This is a genomic window from Vibrio sp. D404a, from assembly GCF_030248535.1.
In the GTDB taxonomy this organism is placed as follows: domain Bacteria; phylum Pseudomonadota; class Gammaproteobacteria; order Enterobacterales; family Vibrionaceae; genus Vibrio.
The window spans coordinates 1-17472 of record NZ_JAHGAJ010000038.1; the positions used below are offsets into that span (position 1 = coordinate 1).

Below are 17472 nucleotides of genomic sequence, written 5' to 3' on the forward strand. Positions count from 1 at the left end.
AAACTCTTCAATTTAAGATTTTGTGACTCAATGAATACTGATTACATTCCCTATTCTTACGAATAGTGACTGTGAATTGACTGTGCCGATAATAAATTATCGATTGGTCACTCAGTTCATTGAAATCATTTTGATACCGAAGTATCTGTTTGCCTTTGCTTATAAAAGCGAAAACAAACTTAGTGATATTCATCAACGAGTGCCCACACAGATTGATAGGTTCTAATTTTTAAAGAGCTTTACTTTTTTGAGGCTTACCTCTCAAAGTGGACGGCCATTCTAGCGAATTAACATTCAGTGTCAAACACTTTTTGAAAATTAATTTCTTTTGAATTTTCGTCTTACTGATTACTGCTGAAGCCTTGTGGCGCCTGCCGTGTCAGTGAGGCGGCATTATAGAGATACCTAAGAACTTGGCAACTACTTTTTCATAAAAATTGAATAAATAGGGGTTAACTGTCTAATAGTTCATCAAAACCAAAAAAAGAGAGCATTTCTGCTCTCTTTTTGAACGAATTAATACGCTTTTAGTTAAATAAATGCGTAGGCATCAGCATACATATGCTCGCGTTTCGCATCTTTTTTCTCAGTAAACTGTTCTCTTGCAGCGCCTGCCATTTCAAAACGACCTGCAATATAGATGTCGTAATCAGCCAGAGACTCAAAGTTATGGTTAATTGCTTCTAGCACATTACCGGTTTGACCGTTCCATGCTGCTGGTGCGTCTTCTACTACTGGCACGAAGTGAACATTGCTGTGCTTTTCTGCAATCTCAGTTAGTTCTGCTTTCGCGTAAAGCTGGCGCTCATCTTTAGCCCCCCAGTATAGGTGAATCTCTTTTTGGCTATTCTGGGCGATACAGTGATCAAGAATAGAACGTACGTAACTGAAACCCGTACCACCAGCTACTAGTAATAGTGGACGATCGCTCTCTTCTTTTACCCAAGCGTCACCGTGAGGCGCATCAATCGCGATATCTCCATCTTCTGCTAGCGCTTTTTGCATAGCTTCTACTACTTCGAGTGCGTAAGCGTTATGTTCTGCGGCACCGATATGTAGCTCTAGTTCACCTTCGTGACGGCAAGGGCTGCTCGCAATTGAGAATGGGCGCTTATCTTTCTCGCCCATCTCTACCATAAGGTATTGGCCAGCTTTAAATGCTACTGGTGTTTCTGGGTGAAGTAGAATCTGGTACGTGTTACACGCCAACGGCTCGATAGACTTCACTTTACATTTAATTGTCATGCTATTCCTCTCACAGACCTTTAATCAGCAAAGGTCAGGACTAAATTACTTTCTGCTATTGCTTGGCAAGCGAAGATCCACCCTTGTTGCTGCTCTTTCTCTGTAAGCATTGGCTCAAGGTGGTAACTGACTTGCCCTTCTAGTTTTTTGCACATGCACATCGCACAAGCGCCGACTTGGCAACGGTTGGGGAAGTTAATGTTGCTGTTGAGCGCAGCATCCAACACCGTTTGCCCTTTTTCTATATCGAAGGTGATATTTTCTGGATACAAGACTACTTGGTAGCTCATAAGATTCCTAGTTGTTCCCAGATACTATCAACTTTTTCGACAATCTTTGGATCTTTTGTAATGGGTGTGCCCCACTCGCGTCGACACTCTTGACCTTGAATCTTATTCGTCGCGTCCAATCCCATACGAGAGAGTAACGATGATTGTGATTCAAAAATCGTATCACGCGCCGGATCCATTCGCGTGGTGATTGCCCAGATAATATCGTTCCAATCACGAACATTAACGTCGCCATCACACACAATCACGAACTTGTTATCAGCAAACTGCTGCCAGATGGTTTCCATCACCTCTTTTGCATGATGCGCCTTCGTTTTCTCAATCGAAACCACGACCATGCTGCTATTGTTATTTTGCAGATGGATATCGATGATTTCTGGATGAGCTTGCTTGATCTGTTTTAGCGCTTGCTCGCATACCGGCTTGTCTTCACTTACAGCAGAAGCTTCAGGAAACAGTTCAAGCTCAGCATCCCACTTCTTGGTGATATCCAGCCCCATCTTAGAGCCTAAGCCAACAACTGGAGATGCAAAGTCGAGAGAATCAATAGGGGTGCTTTCTATCATCAATGTGTCACGCTTAGGGCTCATATGTTCCGCCATCGCTGCAGTGACTTCAGACCAATCACGTGCATTAACACTCTCATCGCAGACCAGTACAAACTTGGTGTACATGAACTGACGTAAGAAAGACCATACCCCCATCATCACGCGCTTTGCATGACCCGGGTACTGTTTCTTCATGGTCACTACTGCCATTCGGTATGAACACCCTTCAGGCGGTAGGTAGAAATCTTCAATTTCAGGGAACTGCTTTTGCAGAATTGGCACGAACACTTCGTTCAGCGCAACACCTAATACTGCAGGCTCATCTGGCGGACGGCCTGTATAGGTGCTGTGATAAATAGGGTCTTTACGCATGGTGATATGAGTAATCGTAAACACATGGTGTTTCTCTTTCTCATTGTAGTAACCCGTATGGTCACCGTATGGACCTTCATCAGCAAACTCATTCGGGTCGATGTAACCCTCCATCACGATTTCAGCGCTGGCTGGCACTTCAAGGGTGTTGCTCACCGATTTAACCACTTCCGTTTTGCTACCACGCAGCAGGCCTGCAAACGCGTACTCAGACAGGGTATCTGGTACAGGCGTTACTGCACCTAGAATAGTGGCAGGATCAGCGCCAAACGCGACCGATACTGGGAATGGTTTACCTGGGTTGGTTTCCATCCAATCACGTAGGTCGAGAGCGCCACCTCGGTGGGCAAGCCAACGCATGATGATCTTATTCTTGCCAATCTTCTGTTGGCGGTAGATACCCAAGTTTTGGCGTTTCTTGTTTGGCCCACGAGTAACGGTTAAACCCCAAGTTAATAGAGGCGCAACGTCATCTGCCCAGCAGCTCATTACAGGCACTTTATCAAGGTCAACCTCATCACCCTGCCATACAATCTCTTGGCACGGCGCTTTACGAAGGCGCTTAGCTGGCATATTTAAGACTTGTTTAAAGACTGGGATTTTTTCTATCGCATCTTTAAAGCCTTTTGGCGGCTCTGGCTCTTTAAGATAAGCGAGTAGCTTACCTACTTCGCGTAACTCTTTAACGTCCTGACGCCCCATACCGATAGCAACACGCTCTGGCGTACCAAATAAGTTGGTCAACACAGGCATGTTATAGCCAATAGGGTTTTCAAATAGCAATGCGGGACCACCAGCACGCAGGGTGCGGTCACTGATTTCCGTCATTTCATAATCGGGATCGACAGGGTGAGAAATGCGCTTTAGCTGACCAATCCCTTCTAGGTGATCGATAAAGTCGCGTAAATCCTTATAACTCATAGGGCTTCTAATGCTGATTAATCTGCAAGCAGTATATCAAAAAGGGGCATCCTGAGATCCCCCTTTTTAGTAAGGTTATTGCGAGGTAAAACCCAGTTACGGTAGCACTTTCTGGATTACAGAGCTTTTAACTTGTGGGTTATCGTTAACTAAGTCTTGTAGCCAACCCGTGTGACCTTGTTTGGCCAACTCACGAGCAACCAATGGAGCGTCATCAGCAATAGCCATACGAGAAACTAAAAAGTCTTTCACCTCTTGTGAAAGCGGGTTCACTCTCGTCAGCAGAGTAATCGCTTCTTCTTTCAACCTCGGGTTCTTAGTTGCTGCCATGACCTGTTCAAGAGCAAATGGCGACTTACTCCCTGCCAAACGAACCAGTTCAGCCTGACTGTGATAATCAGCTTTCATCTTCCACAGAATTTGGTAAACCTCTGGATCTTCGCTGACTTGTGCCAAGCGTACGACCACTTCGGTCGATGGTAACCAACTCACGATTGGCGACTCGGTTAACTGTTTCGCTAGGTAATCCACCGCTTCAGGAGAGAGGCTGTCCAGTTCGCGGATTAACAGTGCCTCACGCGTCTGAACTTGATGTTCGGGGCCAGATAACCACTCTTTCAATTCCAAATCATGCTTTTCAGCGTTCAACACAAACACCAAGGTATTTTGGTCTGCGCGGAATTGTTTAATCAGGCGATTCGCTATAGATGGATAATTAAAGGCTGGAACCGTAAATTCATAGCCATCGCCACGCTCTAATACTTGATAGGTTGGCGTGATCGCTAATTGCTGTTCGATGAAGATCGACATTTTCGGTGTTAGCACAATCTTTTGCTGCTCGAGCTTTTTGAGCAGTTGATAGCGTGCGACTTCTTGCTGGGGAAACGTAAGGCGTTCGAGTGCAAAGCGCAGTGAGTTCACTTCATCACGCATCACTAACTCTAATAACTCAGAGGTCTTTTGATTTACTTGGTCATTCTCAAGCCAAGTTTCGACTGTTTGAGGAGACATCTCTGTAGCATACGAAGCACCTACAGGGGCTAATAACAGTGAAGTAGACAGGAGTAATGACGACAACAGTCCATGTTGCATTTTAACTTCCTTGTAACACTTTTGGTTATTCTGCAAGCTGCCGACCAAAAATGCAAATAAAAAGCGCTCCCCTTAGGCAGCGCTTAGTCTTGGTTCTCAATAATCAGTCAAGATTACTGACGACGCATTGCGTCAAAGAACTCATCATTGGTTTTTGTCATCGCTAGCTTGTCGATTAGGAATTCCATTGCATCGATTTCGCCCATTGGGTGAACAATCTTACGTAGGATCCACATCTTCTGCAGTTCATCGTTCTTCGTCAGTAGTTCTTCACGACGAGTACCAGAGCGGTTGAAGTCGATTGCAGGGAAGACACGCTTCTCAGCGATCTTACGGTTCAAGTGGATTTCCATGTTACCTGTACCCTTGAACTCTTCGTAGATAACTTCGTCCATCTTAGAACCAGTATCAACCAGTGCAGTTGCTAGGATAGTTAAGCTACCACCCTCTTCTACGTTACGTGCAGCACCGAAGAAACGCTTAGGACGGTGTAGTGCGTTCGCGTCAACACCACCAGTCAGTACCTTACCTGATGAAGGTACTACGGTGTTGTATGCACGAGCTAGACGAGTGATAGAGTCAAGTAGGATAACCACGTCTTTCTTATGCTCAACAAGACGTTTTGCTTTCTCGATAACCATTTCTGCAACCTGTACGTGGCGAGATGCTGGCTCATCGAATGTCGATGCAACTACTTCACCTTTAACTAGGCGTTGCATCTCGGTTACTTCTTCTGGACGCTCATCGATTAGAAGTACCATTAGCTCACACTCTGGGTGGTTGTGAGCAATACTTTGTGCAATGTTCTGAAGCAACATTGTCTTACCCGCTTTAGGCGGAGCAACAATCAGACCACGCTGACCTTTACCGATTGGTGATGCAAGGTCTAGTACACGTGCTGTGATGTCTTCAGTAGAACCGTTACCGCGCTCCATAACCATACGCTCGTTAGCGTGTAGAGGGGTAAGGTTTTCAAATAGGATTTTGTTACGAGCGTTGTCTGGTTTGTCGTGGTTTACCGTGTTTACTTTAAGCAGTGCAAAGTAACGTTCGCCATCTTTAGGTGGGCGAATCTTTCCGGCAATTGAGTCACCAGTACGTAGGTTGAAACGACGAATCTGACTTGGCGATACGTAAATGTCGTCAGGGCCAGCTAGGTATGAGCTGTCTGCGCTACGTAGGAAACCAAAACCGTCTTGCAGAATTTCTAGAACACCATCACCGAAGATGTCTTCACCACTTTTTGCATGTGCTTTTAGGATGGAGAAGATAATGTCCTGTTTTCTTAGACGAGCTAGGTTTTCTAGGCCTAGGCTTTCGCCAAGTTTAACAAGTTCAGATACAGGTCTGTTCTTCAGTTCTGTAAGATTCATTGTGGTGGATGCTTGTTTAGTCAAAATAAGATCTGTTTTCTAGTTAAGAGGGATTCGGTCACAGGATCGACCAAGAAGAGAAATTTGTTCAATTAACGTGCGATAAATTATCACTAAAACTAAGCCTAGTCTATAGCTTAGAAAAAACAAAACCGTGCATTTGTTAACTGCACGGTTTCTTTTTATTGCTTGCCTATTATAGGTTCGCGTCTAGGAACTCTTTCAGTTGAGTTTTAGACAGAGCACCAACTTTAGTTGCTGCTACGCCACCGTCTTTGAAAAGAAGTAGCGTTGGAATACCACGGATACCAAACTTAGGTGGTGTACCCGCGTTTTGGTCGATATTCAGTTTACCGATAGTGAGCTTACCTTCGTACTCGTCCGCGATTTCATCAAGAATCGGCGCAATCATTTTACATGGACCACACCATTCTGCCCAAAAATCAACAAGAACCGGGCCTGCAGCATTGATTACGTCGTTATCAAAACCTTCATCAGTAAGCTGCAAAATCTTATCACTCATCTTCCACTCCAATGTGTTTTTTAGAACTGGTTGGATGATAACCAGTAAATAGATGCCCTATTGGAATGTATTTACTTTCGTATTGCAAGCTTAAGCTGATATTCTATAGCTATGAAAAAGACGCATATCACAGAGCAAAAGTTCGCCGATTTGGATTTAAACGCCCAAGTCATTGAAGGATTGGAGAAAAAAGGGTTCGAATATTGTACCCCGATTCAAGCCTTGGCGCTGCCGGTACTGCTCACCGGCCAAGACATCGCAGGCCAGGCCCAAACGGGCACTGGTAAAACGCTCGCGTTTCTTACTGCTACCTTTAACCACCTGCTAAAAACGCCTGAACACGAAGGTCGTAAGCCAAATCAGCCTCGTGCGATTATTATGGCTCCGACGCGCGAACTAGCGATTCAGATCTTTAACGATGCTGAACCTCTTATCGCAAGCACTGGTATTAAAGCGGCACTTGCCTACGGTGGCGAGAGCTACGATAAGCAGTTAGCTAAGCTAGAAGACGGTGTAGACGTTCTGATCGGTACTACTGGCCGCATCATCGACTTCTACAAGCAGAAGGTATTTAATCTGAACCACATCCAAGCCGTTGTGCTGGATGAAGCGGACCGCATGTTCGATCTTGGTTTCATTAAAGACATTCGCTTCTTGTTCCGTCGTATGCCTGAGCCAAAAGATCGCCTGAACATGCTGTTCTCTGCGACGCTTTCTTACCGCGTACAAGAATTGGCGTTTGAGCACATGCACAACCCTGAGCATGTTGTGGTTGAGCCTGAGCGTAAGACTGGTCACCGTATCAAAGAAGAGCTGTTCTACCCATCAAACGAACACAAGATGGCACTGCTGCAAACTCTAATTGAAGAAGAGTGGCCTGAGCGTGCAATCATCTTTGCTAATACTAAGCACAAGTGTGAGTCTGTATGGGGCCACCTTGCAGCTGACGGTCACCGTGTTGGCCTACTAACGGGTGATGTTCCTCAGAAGAAACGTGAAAAAATCCTTGAGCAGTTCACTAAGGGTGAAGTTGACCTCCTCGTTGCAACCGACGTTGCGGCACGTGGCCTACACATTCCTCAAGTAACTCACGTATTCAACTTCGACCTGCCGGACGATTGTGAAGATTACGTTCACCGTATCGGTCGTACTGGCCGTGCTGGTGCAAGTGGTCACTCAATCAGTTTCGCTTGTGAAGATTACGCAATTAACCTTCCAACAATCGAAGAGTACATTGAGCACGCAATCCCAGTTTCTGACTACGATGCTTCGGCACTTATTGAAGATCTGCCAGCACCATTGCGCCTGCGCACGCGCAACCCGCAACAGCGCCGCTCAAACAACGGTGGTTCTCGTAACGGCAACCGTAAGCCGAACCAAAACCGTCGCCCACGCCAGCCGCGTCATAACAAGGAAGCTTAAACGCCTATGACTCAAACAGTGTCACCCCCGCTATACGCTGCTATCGACCTCGGGTCGAACAGTTTTCATATGCTCGTTGTGCGTCATATCGATGGCAGCGTCCAAACCATGGCCAAGATTAAGCGCAAAGTTCGTTTAGCTGCCGGCTTAGATGAAAATAATGCTCTTAGCTTAGAGGCTATGCAGCGAGGTTGGGATTGTTTGAGTCTCTTTGCTGAGCGACTTCAAGATATTCCTACTGAGAACATCCGTATAGTGGGTACTGCTACCCTGCGTACCGCAACCAATGTGGATATTTTCTTAGAAAAAGCAAACCAGATTCTTGGTCACGACATTAATGTTATCTCTGGTGAAGAAGAAGCTGCGACTATCTATAAAGGCGTAGCGCACACCTCCGGTGGTAGCGGTCGTCGTTTAGTCGTCGATATTGGTGGCGCAAGCACCGAGATGATTATCGGTGAAGGTTTCTCTGCCAAAGCACTAACTAGCCTAAAAATGGGCTGCGTGACTTGGCTTGAGCGCCACTTTAAAGATCGCCAACTGACGGCAAGCAACTTCGAGCACGCAATTGATGCTGCTAAAGCGACACTAGAGCCAATCCTAGAGAGCTACACCAAGCTAGGTTGGGATGTGTGTGTAGGCGCGAGCGGCACAGTACAAGCTCTGCAAGAAATCATGCTGGCGCAAGGTATGGATGAGGTTATCACTCATGCCAAGCTTAAGCGTTTGCAAAAACAAGCGATGATCGCCGAACGTTTAGAAGAGCTAGAGATAGAAGGTCTAACTCTAGAGCGCGCTTTGGTATTCCCAAGCGGCCTTTCTATTCTGATTGCAATCTTTGAACTGCTAGAGATCGACTCAATGACACTGGCCGGTGGCGCACTGCGCGAAGGCCTAGCCTATGAGATGGTCGATGAGCTGCGCCAAGATGACATTCGCGCACGCACGATTGCGAGTGTTCAATCGCGCTACCAGATGGATACTCAGTACGCTGAACAAGTTTCTCTGCTGGCTGAGTCTCTTTACCAACAGGCTGGCAGCAGTGAGTGGATTGCAGAGCCTCAAGCTCTCGTCATGCTACAAACCGCAGCCAAACTGCACGAGATTGGCCTCACTATCGACTTTAAAAAAGGTGGTGAGCATAGTGCTTACTTGCTTCAGCATCTCGATTTGCCAGGCTTTACACGCGCGCAGAAGCACTTCCTGGCTGAGCTAAGTCGTCGTTACCGTGAGCAGTTAACATCACTGCCAGAACAACATGCAATTTCAGGCACCAGCGCTAAGCGTGTATTGCGCTTGTTGAGACTGGCTATTCTGTTAACTCACCGTCGTAACCCAGAACTAGAGCCACAAGTAACGCTTGTTGCCGATGGCGATAACTTAACAGTGACTATCGATAAGCAGTGGCTTGCGAGTAATCCGCTTACCGCAGCCGAGCTCGAGATTGAAGCCAACCGTCAAACCGACATTGGTTGGCCACTGACCATCGTTGAGTCGTAGTCAGTACACTTGTTTTAGATACACAAAAGGCCTTCACAACTGAAGGCCTTTTTTTATTTACTTCCCTGCCCGCTTCTTTTCCACACTTCTACTCATACGCTCCATGACGAGAGTGCTGACTCCGAACCATGGCATTAATCCGATTGAATGGGGAATGCTCTCTTCCATTTCTTACGGCGATAATCACTATACACGCAGTAGAGTTTGAAGGTGATAAGGATAAACATGACGTACCTCTAATGACAAAGAGCCGCCATTCTACAAACGCACACTCGCGCAGCATCAGCAAAGGATTACCGTTCAATAATAACGATATAAGGAAAATATAAACCAATACCTATCATTAACTTAGACGGAAAAAAACACATTCTAGATAGAATATTGAAAGGTATAGAGGGAAGGACAAATTGGTTATAGAAGGCATTAGAAATAAAAAAGCGCCCTTTAACCTGGAGGTTAAAGAGCGCTGGGAAGTCAAAGGACGCTGAATAGATAAATCGTCGTTCTCTAAGCGTTTACACCCGTTGCTTTAAAACTAGGGTTAACCGCCGTCAGCTTCTTCACGATGTAGTTCAGTAGTACGCCGTACATCGGTACGAACAGACCTAAGCTGATCACCAACTTAAAGCCGTAGTCCACCAGAGCAATCTCGGTCCAATGTTCAGCCATGAATGGATCTGGGCTTTGGTAGAAAGCAATCGCAAAGAAAGCGATGGTATCAATTGCGTTACCGAATAAGGTTGAACATGTCGGTGCAATCCACCACTGTTTCAGTTGGCGCAGACGGTTAAATACGTGCACATCAAGAATCTGACCTAACAGGTACGCCATAAAGCTTGCTGCTGCGATACGAGCAACAAACAAGTTAAACTCACCCAGCTGCGCAAAACCTTGGAACTGGCCTTCAAAGAACACAACCGATAAAAAGTACGACACCGCTAGTGCAGGCAACATCACCAAGAAGATGATTTTACGCGCTAACTGAGCACCGAAAATACGTACGGTCAGGTCGGTCGCTAGGAAAATAAACGGGAAAGTGAACGCGCCCCATGTGGTATGCATACCGAAGATGGTAAAAGGCAGCTGAACAAGGTAGTTACTTGATGCGATAATGATCAGGTGGAATAGAACTAGCAGGGCTAGAGCTTTGCGCTGTTGCGCAGGCGTAAAGTTACTCATACGGTACCTTTTTAGTTTGGTTTGGGGGTGAGGGAACCCAAATCGAGTGACTTATTCATTTATCATGAACAAGGCTCTTACCAATAATGTGAATAAAAAATCTGTTTAACTTTGCTCTATTGAGCGGCGGGCGATTATACATTAATCAATTTTGACTGCAATGTTAGGAATAAACGCAAACGTTTACCCCTAACATTTCTTCATTTCAGTAGTGATTCGGCGGGAGTAAAATTAGAAGCCGCGTTTAAACAGAGAAGCCAGATAATCGAATTCTTCTCGACTCGCTTCTGGGCTTAGAGACTCAAACCAGACTGACTCGCTGTAATGTTCAGACTTAAGAAACAACTGACACCCTTCAAAATCCACCAGCCAAGAGTGCATATCCGCATCCCACTGCTTTTCAATCACACTGGCAGAAAGCAGCGCAATTAGCTTCTCTCCTAACTCAGGAAAAGTGTCAAAGTCAAAGCTTGGCGTGGTAATCAGCAGTCGCCCTTCTTCAGCAAGATATTCTCTCAGTCCAAATTCCATTTTACTTCTCTATTTATAATTTTCGGGACGTTAACCGTGGTTGGTAATGTGTTCTTGAATCAAATCAAGGAACGGATCGGCATATTTGTCCAACTTACGCTGGCCAACACCGTTGACTGCTAGCATCTCACCGTAAGAGGTTGGCAAAATTTCCGCCATGTCGATCAGTGTGGCATCACTGAAGACAACATAAGGCGGCAAGCCATCTTCATCGGCAATCGACTTACGTAGCTTGCGCAGCTTAGCAAACAGCTTCTTATCGTAATTCTTGCTGCTGAGCTTATCGGACTTCGCGCTGCGCGCAGCAGTATCCAGACGTGGCACTGCCAACTCTAGAGTCATTTCACCACGCAGCAGTGGACGAGCTTCTTCGGTCAGTTGCAACGTAGAATTACGGGTAATGTTTTGGAACAACAACCCTTTATGAATTAACTGACGGAAAATACTGATCCAGTAGTCATGGCTGTGGTCACGACCAATACCATAGGTAGAAAGCTTGTCATGCCCATTGTCTCGTACACGGATGTTCTGCATACCGCGCATCACTTCAACCACATAACCCATACCAAAAGATTGGTTTACTCGATACACGCATGAAAGGGCTTTTTGCGCCTCTTCTGTAGCATCAAAGTGCTTTGGTGGATCAAGGCAGATATCGCAGTTGCCACATGGCTTTTCACGATACTCACCAAAGTAGTTAAGCAGTACCTGACGACGACAGGTCTGAGCCTCAGCGAAAGCACTCATCGCATTGAGCTTATGAGTCTCTACCTGCTTTTGTGGCCCATCATCTTTCTCATCCAACATACGGCGTAGCCAACCCATATCTGCTGGGTCGTACAACATCATCGCTTCGGCAGGCAGACCATCACGCCCTGCTCTACCCGTCTCTTGGTAGTAAGATTCGATGTTTCTTGGAATATCAAAATGCACCACGAAACGAACATTGGGTTTGTTGATGCCCATACCAAACGCCACGGTTGCGACAACAATCTGAATATCATCACGCTGAAACGCTTCTTGCACATAAGCGCGTTCGTCTGTATCCATGCCAGCATGATAACCCGCAGCGCGAATACCGTTGTTACACAGCTTCTCGGTAACCATCTCTACCTTCTTGCGGCTACCACAATAGATGATGCCGCAATTACCACGCTGGGTTTCAAGGTAACGCACCACTTGAGAAACCGGTTTGTGCTTCTCTACCAGGTTATAGCGGATATTAGGACGGTCAAAGCTGCCTAAGTAGGTGTGAGGATCCACCAGCTGCAAGCGCTGAATAATGTCTTTACGCGTCGCATCGTCCGCAGTTGCCGTCAATGCCATATAAGGGACATGAGGAAAATACTGCTTAAGCTGACCAAGTGATGCGTATTCAGGGCGGAAGTCATGACCCCATTGTGAGATACAGTGCGCTTCATCCACTGCGATCATCGACAGCGGCAAACCTTGCAGGCGCTCAATGAAATCACGCATCAACACGCGTTCAGGTGAAACGTAGACCATCTTTAATTGGCCTGAGTTCATGCGATTGAAGACTGAAATTAGCTCTTCACGTGGCATTGAGGAGTTGATGCACTCAGCCGCCACACCATTGGCCTTGAGTTGGTCCACTTGATCTTTCATGAGCGAAATTAGTGGCGAGATAACTAATGTGAGCCCCTCACGCACTAACGCGGGAATCTGGTAACAGAGCGACTTACCACCACCGGTTGGCATAATCACTAGGCTATCTTGCCCGGACACCGCCATATCGATCACCTCTTGCTGACCATCTCTGAACTCTTGATAGCCGAACACCTCCTCAAGCACGCTTTGAGCGCTGATGGTGGTATTGGTGGTTTGTTCTGCAATCAAAGTAGCGGTCATTGGGTATCCTAATCGCGGGGTTAAATAAGCTCACTCAGCAGTAAAGCGAGGCGACACATTGTAGAGGGGAATGGTGGTGAATAAAACCGCAAATTATTAGGTGAAACGGTCTAACGCTCCTATACTGACCAACTCTCTTTATAAATCTTATTCATAAGCACTCTGTGCCAGAGATAATTCATGACACCAGAACAACAACAGCGTACACGCCAAGGTATTTTGCTTGCGATTGGTGCGTATACGATGTGGGGCATTGCGCCTATATATTTCAAATCGTTAAGTGAGGTTTCTCCGTTAGAGATCCTGAGTCACCGTGTAGTTTGGTCTTTTTTCTTACTCGCTTTTCTACTACACCTTGGCCGCAGCTGGCGAAATGTTCGCGACACACTGACCTCCAAGCCGAAAATGACTTATTTGGTTGCTACCTCTCTATTGGTTGGTGCCAACTGGTTAATCTTCATCTGGGCGGTCAACGCCAACCACATGCTCGACGCCAGTCTAGGGTATTACATCAACCCGTTAATTAATGTGGTACTTGGTATGATCTTTTTGGGCGAGCGTCTCAGAAAGCTGCAGTGGTTTGCGGTTGGCTTAGCCGCGATTGGTGTCTTGATTCAGATTGTCGCGTTCGGTTCTATCCCTGTGGTGGCGATTGCTCTCGCCTTCTCATTCGGCTTCTATGGCTTGCTAAGAAAGAAGGTCAGCCTCGAAGCACAGACCGGCCTATTTATTGAAACCTTAGTGATGCTACCTGCTGCGGCCATCTACCTGCTGTTTATCGCGGATAGCGCAACATCGGACTTAGCAGCGAACCCAATGACGCTCAACCTGCTGCTGATCGCTGCTGGTATCGTTACAACCTTACCTCTGCTGTGTTTTACTGGCGCTGCAACACGACTCAAGCTGTCGACACTCGGCTTTTTCCAGTACATCGGCCCAAGCTTGATGTTCTTATTAGCGGTTCTCATATATGGCGAAGCGTTTACGACAGATAAAGCCATCACCTTTGCCTTTATTTGGGGCGCACTGGTGATCTTCAGCTTTGATGGACTGCGCCACAACAAAAAAAGCAAACGCACTCAACAGTGATGTGATCGTTTTTTACAAGACAATTTAGAAATACAGAGATAAGCTTGGTTGGATTGATGATAATTTAACCAAGCTTTTTTATACCATGGATAAAGTCCACTACTACTCAACACCCACTGAAGATATCAGCCTGATCCAAGCTCAATACCAAGAGTTTGCCTTTCAGCGCCACTATCATTTGGACTTTCACATTGGTTTGATTACCCAAGGACAGCAAAAATTCGTCTATAAGGGTACTAGCCATCATGTGGGAGCGGGTCAGGTAGTAATCATGCCACCAGATGAGCTGCATGATGGTCACTCAAAACTAGATTCAGGCTATCAGGTAAGCGTGTTCTCAGTATCTCCTCAATGGTTTCAAGATCTTGCGGATCCCGACCAAAACGGTCACACATTGAGCTTTTCGGAGCTGATCCTTTCTGATCGCGCCGCTTTTTCACAACTACGCAACTTGCATGGCTTACTCATCAATCAAAATATCAGCCAACTCGCCCAAGACTGCCTCCCTTTTGAAGGGTTTTCGACGATTGTGGATCGTTACGCTAAGTTTGGATCCAAAACCGAGACTCAACTAGGTAATCAATCTATCGAAACACTAAAAGAGTATTTAATGGCAAACCTAGACCAGCCAGTACGTTTAGAGCAGCTCTCTGAACTATGTGATCTATCAACCACACAGTTCCAACGCCACTTTAAGAACAAAATGGGCATTACGCCTTACGCTTGGCTGAGTCGTCTGCGTATGGAGCAGAGCATGAGGCTCATCAAATCAGGAGTGTGTGGTACTGACGTGGCGCATCAGGTTGGTTTCTACGATCAAGCGCATTTCTCAAAGGCGTTCAAGACAACCTTTGGTGTCCCACCTTCACAAATCAACTGAGTGTTGATTATTTACAATTGCTCTGTGTGAGATCTAGGTAAGCTACCCCATATACCAACAACAGTTAGAATCTAGCTAAGCGTTATCGAGATTAGACAATGAACGAAATCACCATCCTTATCACCCTAGCCTCTATCCACTTTATTGCTTTAATGAGCCCCGGTCCTGATTTTGCGCTTGTGGTCCAAAATGCCACACGTCACGGTAGGCAGACAGGCTTGTACATCGCGCTAGGTTTGTCGTGTGGGATCTTACTTCACTCGCTACTAAGCTTGACGGGCATCAGCTATCTCGTCCACCAGCAACCAACCCTATTTGCGATTATCCAGTTAGCCGGTGGTAGCTACTTACTTTACTTAGGCTACGGCGCTCTTAAAGCAACATGGGCAACGATTCAAAGTCATGACGACGACAATCAAGCGCTCAACTCTAAAGATCTTATTCTGACCAACAAACGTGAGGCGTTTTCTAAAGGCTTTGCCACTAACATCCTCAATCCAAAGGCGTTAGTGTTCTTTATCAGCTTGATGTCGAGCTTAGTCCCTGCAGATATGTCTCTGTCGGGCAAAGGCTTTGCGCTGCTGATCCTGTTTGGCCTATCTCTATTTTGGTTTTCACTGTTGGCTTGGATGCTATCTACTAAAGCGCTACAGAAGAAACTGCATGAAGCAACCGTGTATATTGACGGCTTGTGTGGTGCACTGTTTAGCATGATAGGTTTAAGTATCTTATGGCAATCGGCTTCATCATTGGTCGCCTAAATTAGAATCAAGATTACAATTCGTTAACAACGTACTGGCTAAATGCTCTTTCCACTGCCAATCTAGCTCTGCATATGAAAAGGAGAAGATCATGCAGTGGAAAACAAAACTAACAACCCTCGCCACTTCTACCCTACTTTTTGCCTCTCATGTCAGTTGGGCAAATCAAGCTGCCGATTCCGTCGCCCCAGAACAAAGTAGTGGTTTAGAAGCCAAGCAACTCGTCAAAGCCAACGATTGGATGGTCACAGCAGCTAACCCATTGGCAACCCAGGCTGGTGCCGATGTACTAGCGCGTGGCGGTAACGCGGTAGACGCCATGGTTGCTGTGCAGTTGATGCTTGGATTGGTTGAGCCACAATCATCTGGTATTGGTGGTGGCGCCTTCCTTGTCTATTTCGATAATGAAGCCAAACAGCTCAAGACCTACGATGGCCGCGAGACCGCACCACTGGATGCGACGCCTCGCCTGTTCCAAGACGAAAACGGACAGCCACTTAAGTTTTATGATGCCGTTGTTGGTGGGCGATCGGTGGGTACACCGGGTACTGTTCAATTACTTTGGGATACTCACCAGAAATACGGCAAGCTAGAGTGGGCATCACTGATAGAACCCGTCGCTCAATTGGCCAAGAAAGGTTTTATTATCAGCCCACGCTTGGCGACGTTAATAGCCAATGACCAACAACGCCTCAGCCGTTTTGCTTCGACGAAAGCCTACTTCTTTAATGCCGATGGCAGCCCAAAGACCGCAGGAACTCTTCTTAAAAACCCAGAGTACGCTGCAACACTAGAGGCCATTGCCAAAGACGGTGCCAAAGCGTTTTATCAAAGTGAAATCTCTGCAGATATCATCAACACCGTACAAACCGCCAAGGGGAATCCCGGTGTCTTAGCGCAAAAAGACTTCGACGCGTACTCAATCAAACAGCGTGAGCCAGTATGTTCCGCTTATGAGAGCTACGATATCTGTGGCATGGGACCACCAAGTTCAGGTGCTCTCACTGTCGGACAAATTTTAGCAATGACTGAGCAGTTTGATCTCAAATCTTGGGGACCAAACGATGCAAAATCTTGGCAAGTGTTAGCAGACGCTTCTCGCCTAGCCTTTGCAGACCGTGGTATGTACATGGCAGATCAAGATTACGTGCCAATGCCAACACAAGGGTTAGTAAACACTGACTACCTTAAAGAACGTGCGCAGCTCATCACTGCAGGAAAGGCATTGGAAAGCGCGCCATCAGGTACGCCACCTTGGGATCACGCGATGCAAAGAAGCCAAGATATCTCGATTGAGCTTCCTTCCACCAGTCACTTCAATATCGTCGATAGCGATGGCAATGTCGTGTCCATGACCACGACGATTGAGAATGCGTTTGGCTCGCGCTTAATGGTGAGAGGCTTCCTACTTAATAATGAATTAACCGACTTCTCATTCAAAACTCATAACGATGGTAAGCCTATTGCTAACCGCCTAGAACCGGGCAAGCGTCCACGCTCTTCGATGGCGCCAACCATCATTATGCAAGATGACAAGCCTTACATGGCGATTGGCTCTCCGGGTGGCAGCCGCATCATAGGTTATGTTGCACAGGCAATCATCGCTCACACACAGTGGGAGATGGATATTCAGCAAGCGATCAACCAACCACACTTCCTAAATCGTTTTGGTACCTTAGATCTAGAAAAAGGTACCTCAGCCGAAAACTTCAAACCTGAGCTAGAAAAGATGGGATTTGAGGTCAATATTCGCGATCTTAACTCTGGTTTACACGCTATTCGCATCACTAAAGATGGCTTAGAGGGGGCTGCCGACCCTCGCCGTGAAGGTGCAGCGATAGGTAAATAGTCGGTTACTACGCCTTTTTACTCACTGC

Annotated in this window: 14 protein-coding genes and 2 pseudogenes; 6 read left to right on the forward strand and 10 right to left on the reverse strand. The window is 46.4% G+C overall.

What is annotated here, in order from left to right; all coding sequences use genetic code 11:
* Positions 1–531: 531 nt before the first annotated feature.
* The 7 genes and pseudogenes from fre to trxA form a co-directional block, all read right to left on the reverse strand.
* A complete protein-coding gene (fre, locus tag KI655_RS20130; RefSeq protein WP_152469453.1) occupies positions 532–1245 on the reverse strand; it encodes an NAD(P)H-flavin reductase in 714 nt (237 codons plus the stop codon).
* Between the two features lie 20 nt (positions 1246–1265).
* Positions 1266–1535, reverse strand: coding sequence for a 2Fe-2S iron-sulfur cluster-binding protein (locus KI655_RS20135; protein WP_032552274.1), 270 nt, complete (start codon positions 1533–1535; stop codon positions 1266–1268).
* Positions 1532–1918 (reverse strand): annotated as a pseudogene (locus tag KI655_RS24205) (3-octaprenyl-4-hydroxybenzoate carboxy-lyase); the annotation flags it as partial. The gene KI655_RS20135 and the pseudogene KI655_RS24205, both read right to left, overlap by 4 nt.
* Before the next feature lie 65 nt (positions 1919–1983).
* Positions 1984–3376, reverse strand: a pseudogene (ubiD, locus tag KI655_RS20140) (4-hydroxy-3-polyprenylbenzoate decarboxylase); the annotation flags it as partial.
* Positions 3377–3472: 96 nt separating this feature from the next.
* Positions 3473–4468, reverse strand: a complete 996-nt coding sequence (locus KI655_RS20145) for a hypothetical protein (RefSeq protein ID WP_285408197.1) — start codon at positions 4466–4468, stop codon at positions 3473–3475.
* Between the two features lie 113 nt (positions 4469–4581).
* Entirely contained in the window at positions 4582–5841 is a 1260-nt protein-coding gene (gene rho / locus KI655_RS20150; RefSeq protein ID WP_032552271.1) for a transcription termination factor Rho, read from the reverse strand.
* 196 nt (positions 5842–6037) lie between these two features.
* Positions 6038–6364: a thioredoxin TrxA gene (gene trxA / locus KI655_RS20155; RefSeq protein ID WP_032552270.1), complete on the reverse strand. Its 327-nt coding sequence runs from the start codon at positions 6362–6364 to the stop codon at positions 6038–6040.
* A gap of 111 nt (positions 6365–6475) precedes the next feature.
* Here trxA and rhlB point away from each other — a divergent pair, with 111 nt between their 5' ends.
* Together rhlB and gppA are read left to right on the forward strand one after the other, a co-directional pair.
* A complete protein-coding gene (rhlB, locus tag KI655_RS20160; protein ID WP_285408200.1) occupies positions 6476–7786 on the forward strand; it encodes an ATP-dependent RNA helicase RhlB in 1311 nt (436 codons plus the stop codon).
* A gap of 6 nt (positions 7787–7792) precedes the next feature.
* A complete protein-coding gene (gene gppA, locus KI655_RS20165; RefSeq protein WP_285408201.1) occupies positions 7793–9286 on the forward strand; it encodes a guanosine-5'-triphosphate,3'-diphosphate diphosphatase in 1494 nt (497 codons plus the stop codon).
* Between the two features lie 507 nt (positions 9287–9793).
* Here the strand turns inward: gppA and KI655_RS20170 are convergent.
* The 3 genes from KI655_RS20170 to recQ all read right to left on the reverse strand — a co-directional run bounded on the left by KI655_RS20170 (position 9794) and on the right by recQ (position 12865).
* Positions 9794–10465, reverse strand: coding sequence for a 7-cyano-7-deazaguanine/7-aminomethyl-7-deazaguanine transporter (locus KI655_RS20170; protein ID WP_032552267.1), 672 nt, complete (start codon positions 10463–10465; stop codon positions 9794–9796).
* Positions 10466–10696: 231 nt separating this feature from the next.
* Entirely contained in the window at positions 10697–10996 is a 300-nt protein-coding gene (locus KI655_RS20175) for a DUF3630 family protein (protein ID WP_150870696.1), read from the reverse strand.
* Between the two features lie 30 nt (positions 10997–11026).
* Complete coding sequence (gene recQ / locus KI655_RS20180; RefSeq protein ID WP_032552264.1) at positions 11027–12865, reverse strand: ATP-dependent DNA helicase RecQ; 1839 nt, start codon at positions 12863–12865, stop codon at positions 11027–11029.
* A gap of 180 nt (positions 12866–13045) precedes the next feature.
* Between recQ and rarD the strand changes: the two genes are divergently transcribed.
* From rarD to ggt, 4 genes are all read left to right on the forward strand, one after another.
* Positions 13046–13954 carry an EamA family transporter RarD gene (gene rarD, locus KI655_RS20185; RefSeq protein ID WP_150895985.1) on the forward strand — a complete coding sequence of 303 codons (909 nt, stop codon included), beginning with the start codon at positions 13046–13048 and terminating at the stop codon, positions 13952–13954.
* An 85-nt stretch (positions 13955–14039) separates the two neighbouring features.
* On the forward strand, positions 14040–14834 hold the full coding sequence (locus tag KI655_RS20190; RefSeq protein ID WP_285408206.1) for an AraC family transcriptional regulator: 795 nt from the start codon (positions 14040–14042) through the stop codon (positions 14832–14834).
* A gap of 98 nt (positions 14835–14932) precedes the next feature.
* On the forward strand, positions 14933–15595 hold the full coding sequence (locus KI655_RS20195; protein WP_285408207.1) for a LysE family translocator: 663 nt from the start codon (positions 14933–14935) through the stop codon (positions 15593–15595).
* Positions 15596–15686: 91 nt separating this feature from the next.
* Entirely contained in the window at positions 15687–17444 is a 1758-nt protein-coding gene (gene ggt, locus KI655_RS20200; RefSeq protein WP_285408208.1) for a gamma-glutamyltransferase, read from the forward strand.
* Positions 17445–17472: the final 28 nt, after the last annotated feature.

Bases quoted from the DNA above. Each gene is read 5' to 3' on its own strand.
- fre (WP_152469453.1), bottom strand. From the start codon at position 1,245: ATGACAATTAAATGTAAAGTGAAGTCTATCGAGCCGTTGGCGTGTAAC.
- KI655_RS20135 (WP_032552274.1), bottom strand. From the start codon at position 1,535: ATGAGCTACCAAGTAGTCTTGTATCCAGAAAATATCACCTTCGATATA.
- KI655_RS20145 (WP_285408197.1), bottom strand. From the start codon at position 4,468: ATGCAACATGGACTGTTGTCGTCATTACTCCTGTCTACTTCACTGTTA.
- rho (WP_032552271.1), bottom strand. From the start codon at position 5,841: ATGAATCTTACAGAACTGAAGAACAGACCTGTATCTGAACTTGTTAAA.
- trxA (WP_032552270.1), bottom strand. From the start codon at position 6,364: ATGAGTGATAAGATTTTGCAGCTTACTGATGAAGGTTTTGATAACGAC.
- rhlB (WP_285408200.1), top strand. From the start codon at position 6,476: ATGAAAAAGACGCATATCACAGAGCAAAAGTTCGCCGATTTGGATTTA.
- gppA (WP_285408201.1), top strand. From the start codon at position 7,793: ATGACTCAAACAGTGTCACCCCCGCTATACGCTGCTATCGACCTCGGG.
- KI655_RS20170 (WP_032552267.1), bottom strand. From the start codon at position 10,465: ATGAGTAACTTTACGCCTGCGCAACAGCGCAAAGCTCTAGCCCTGCTA.
- KI655_RS20175 (WP_150870696.1), bottom strand. From the start codon at position 10,996: ATGGAATTTGGACTGAGAGAATATCTTGCTGAAGAAGGGCGACTGCTG.
- recQ (WP_032552264.1), bottom strand. From the start codon at position 12,865: ATGACCGCTACTTTGATTGCAGAACAAACCACCAATACCACCATCAGC.
- rarD (WP_150895985.1), top strand. From the start codon at position 13,046: ATGACACCAGAACAACAACAGCGTACACGCCAAGGTATTTTGCTTGCG.
- KI655_RS20190 (WP_285408206.1), top strand. From the start codon at position 14,040: ATGGATAAAGTCCACTACTACTCAACACCCACTGAAGATATCAGCCTG.
- KI655_RS20195 (WP_285408207.1), top strand. From the start codon at position 14,933: ATGAACGAAATCACCATCCTTATCACCCTAGCCTCTATCCACTTTATT.
- ggt (WP_285408208.1), top strand. From the start codon at position 15,687: ATGCAGTGGAAAACAAAACTAACAACCCTCGCCACTTCTACCCTACTT.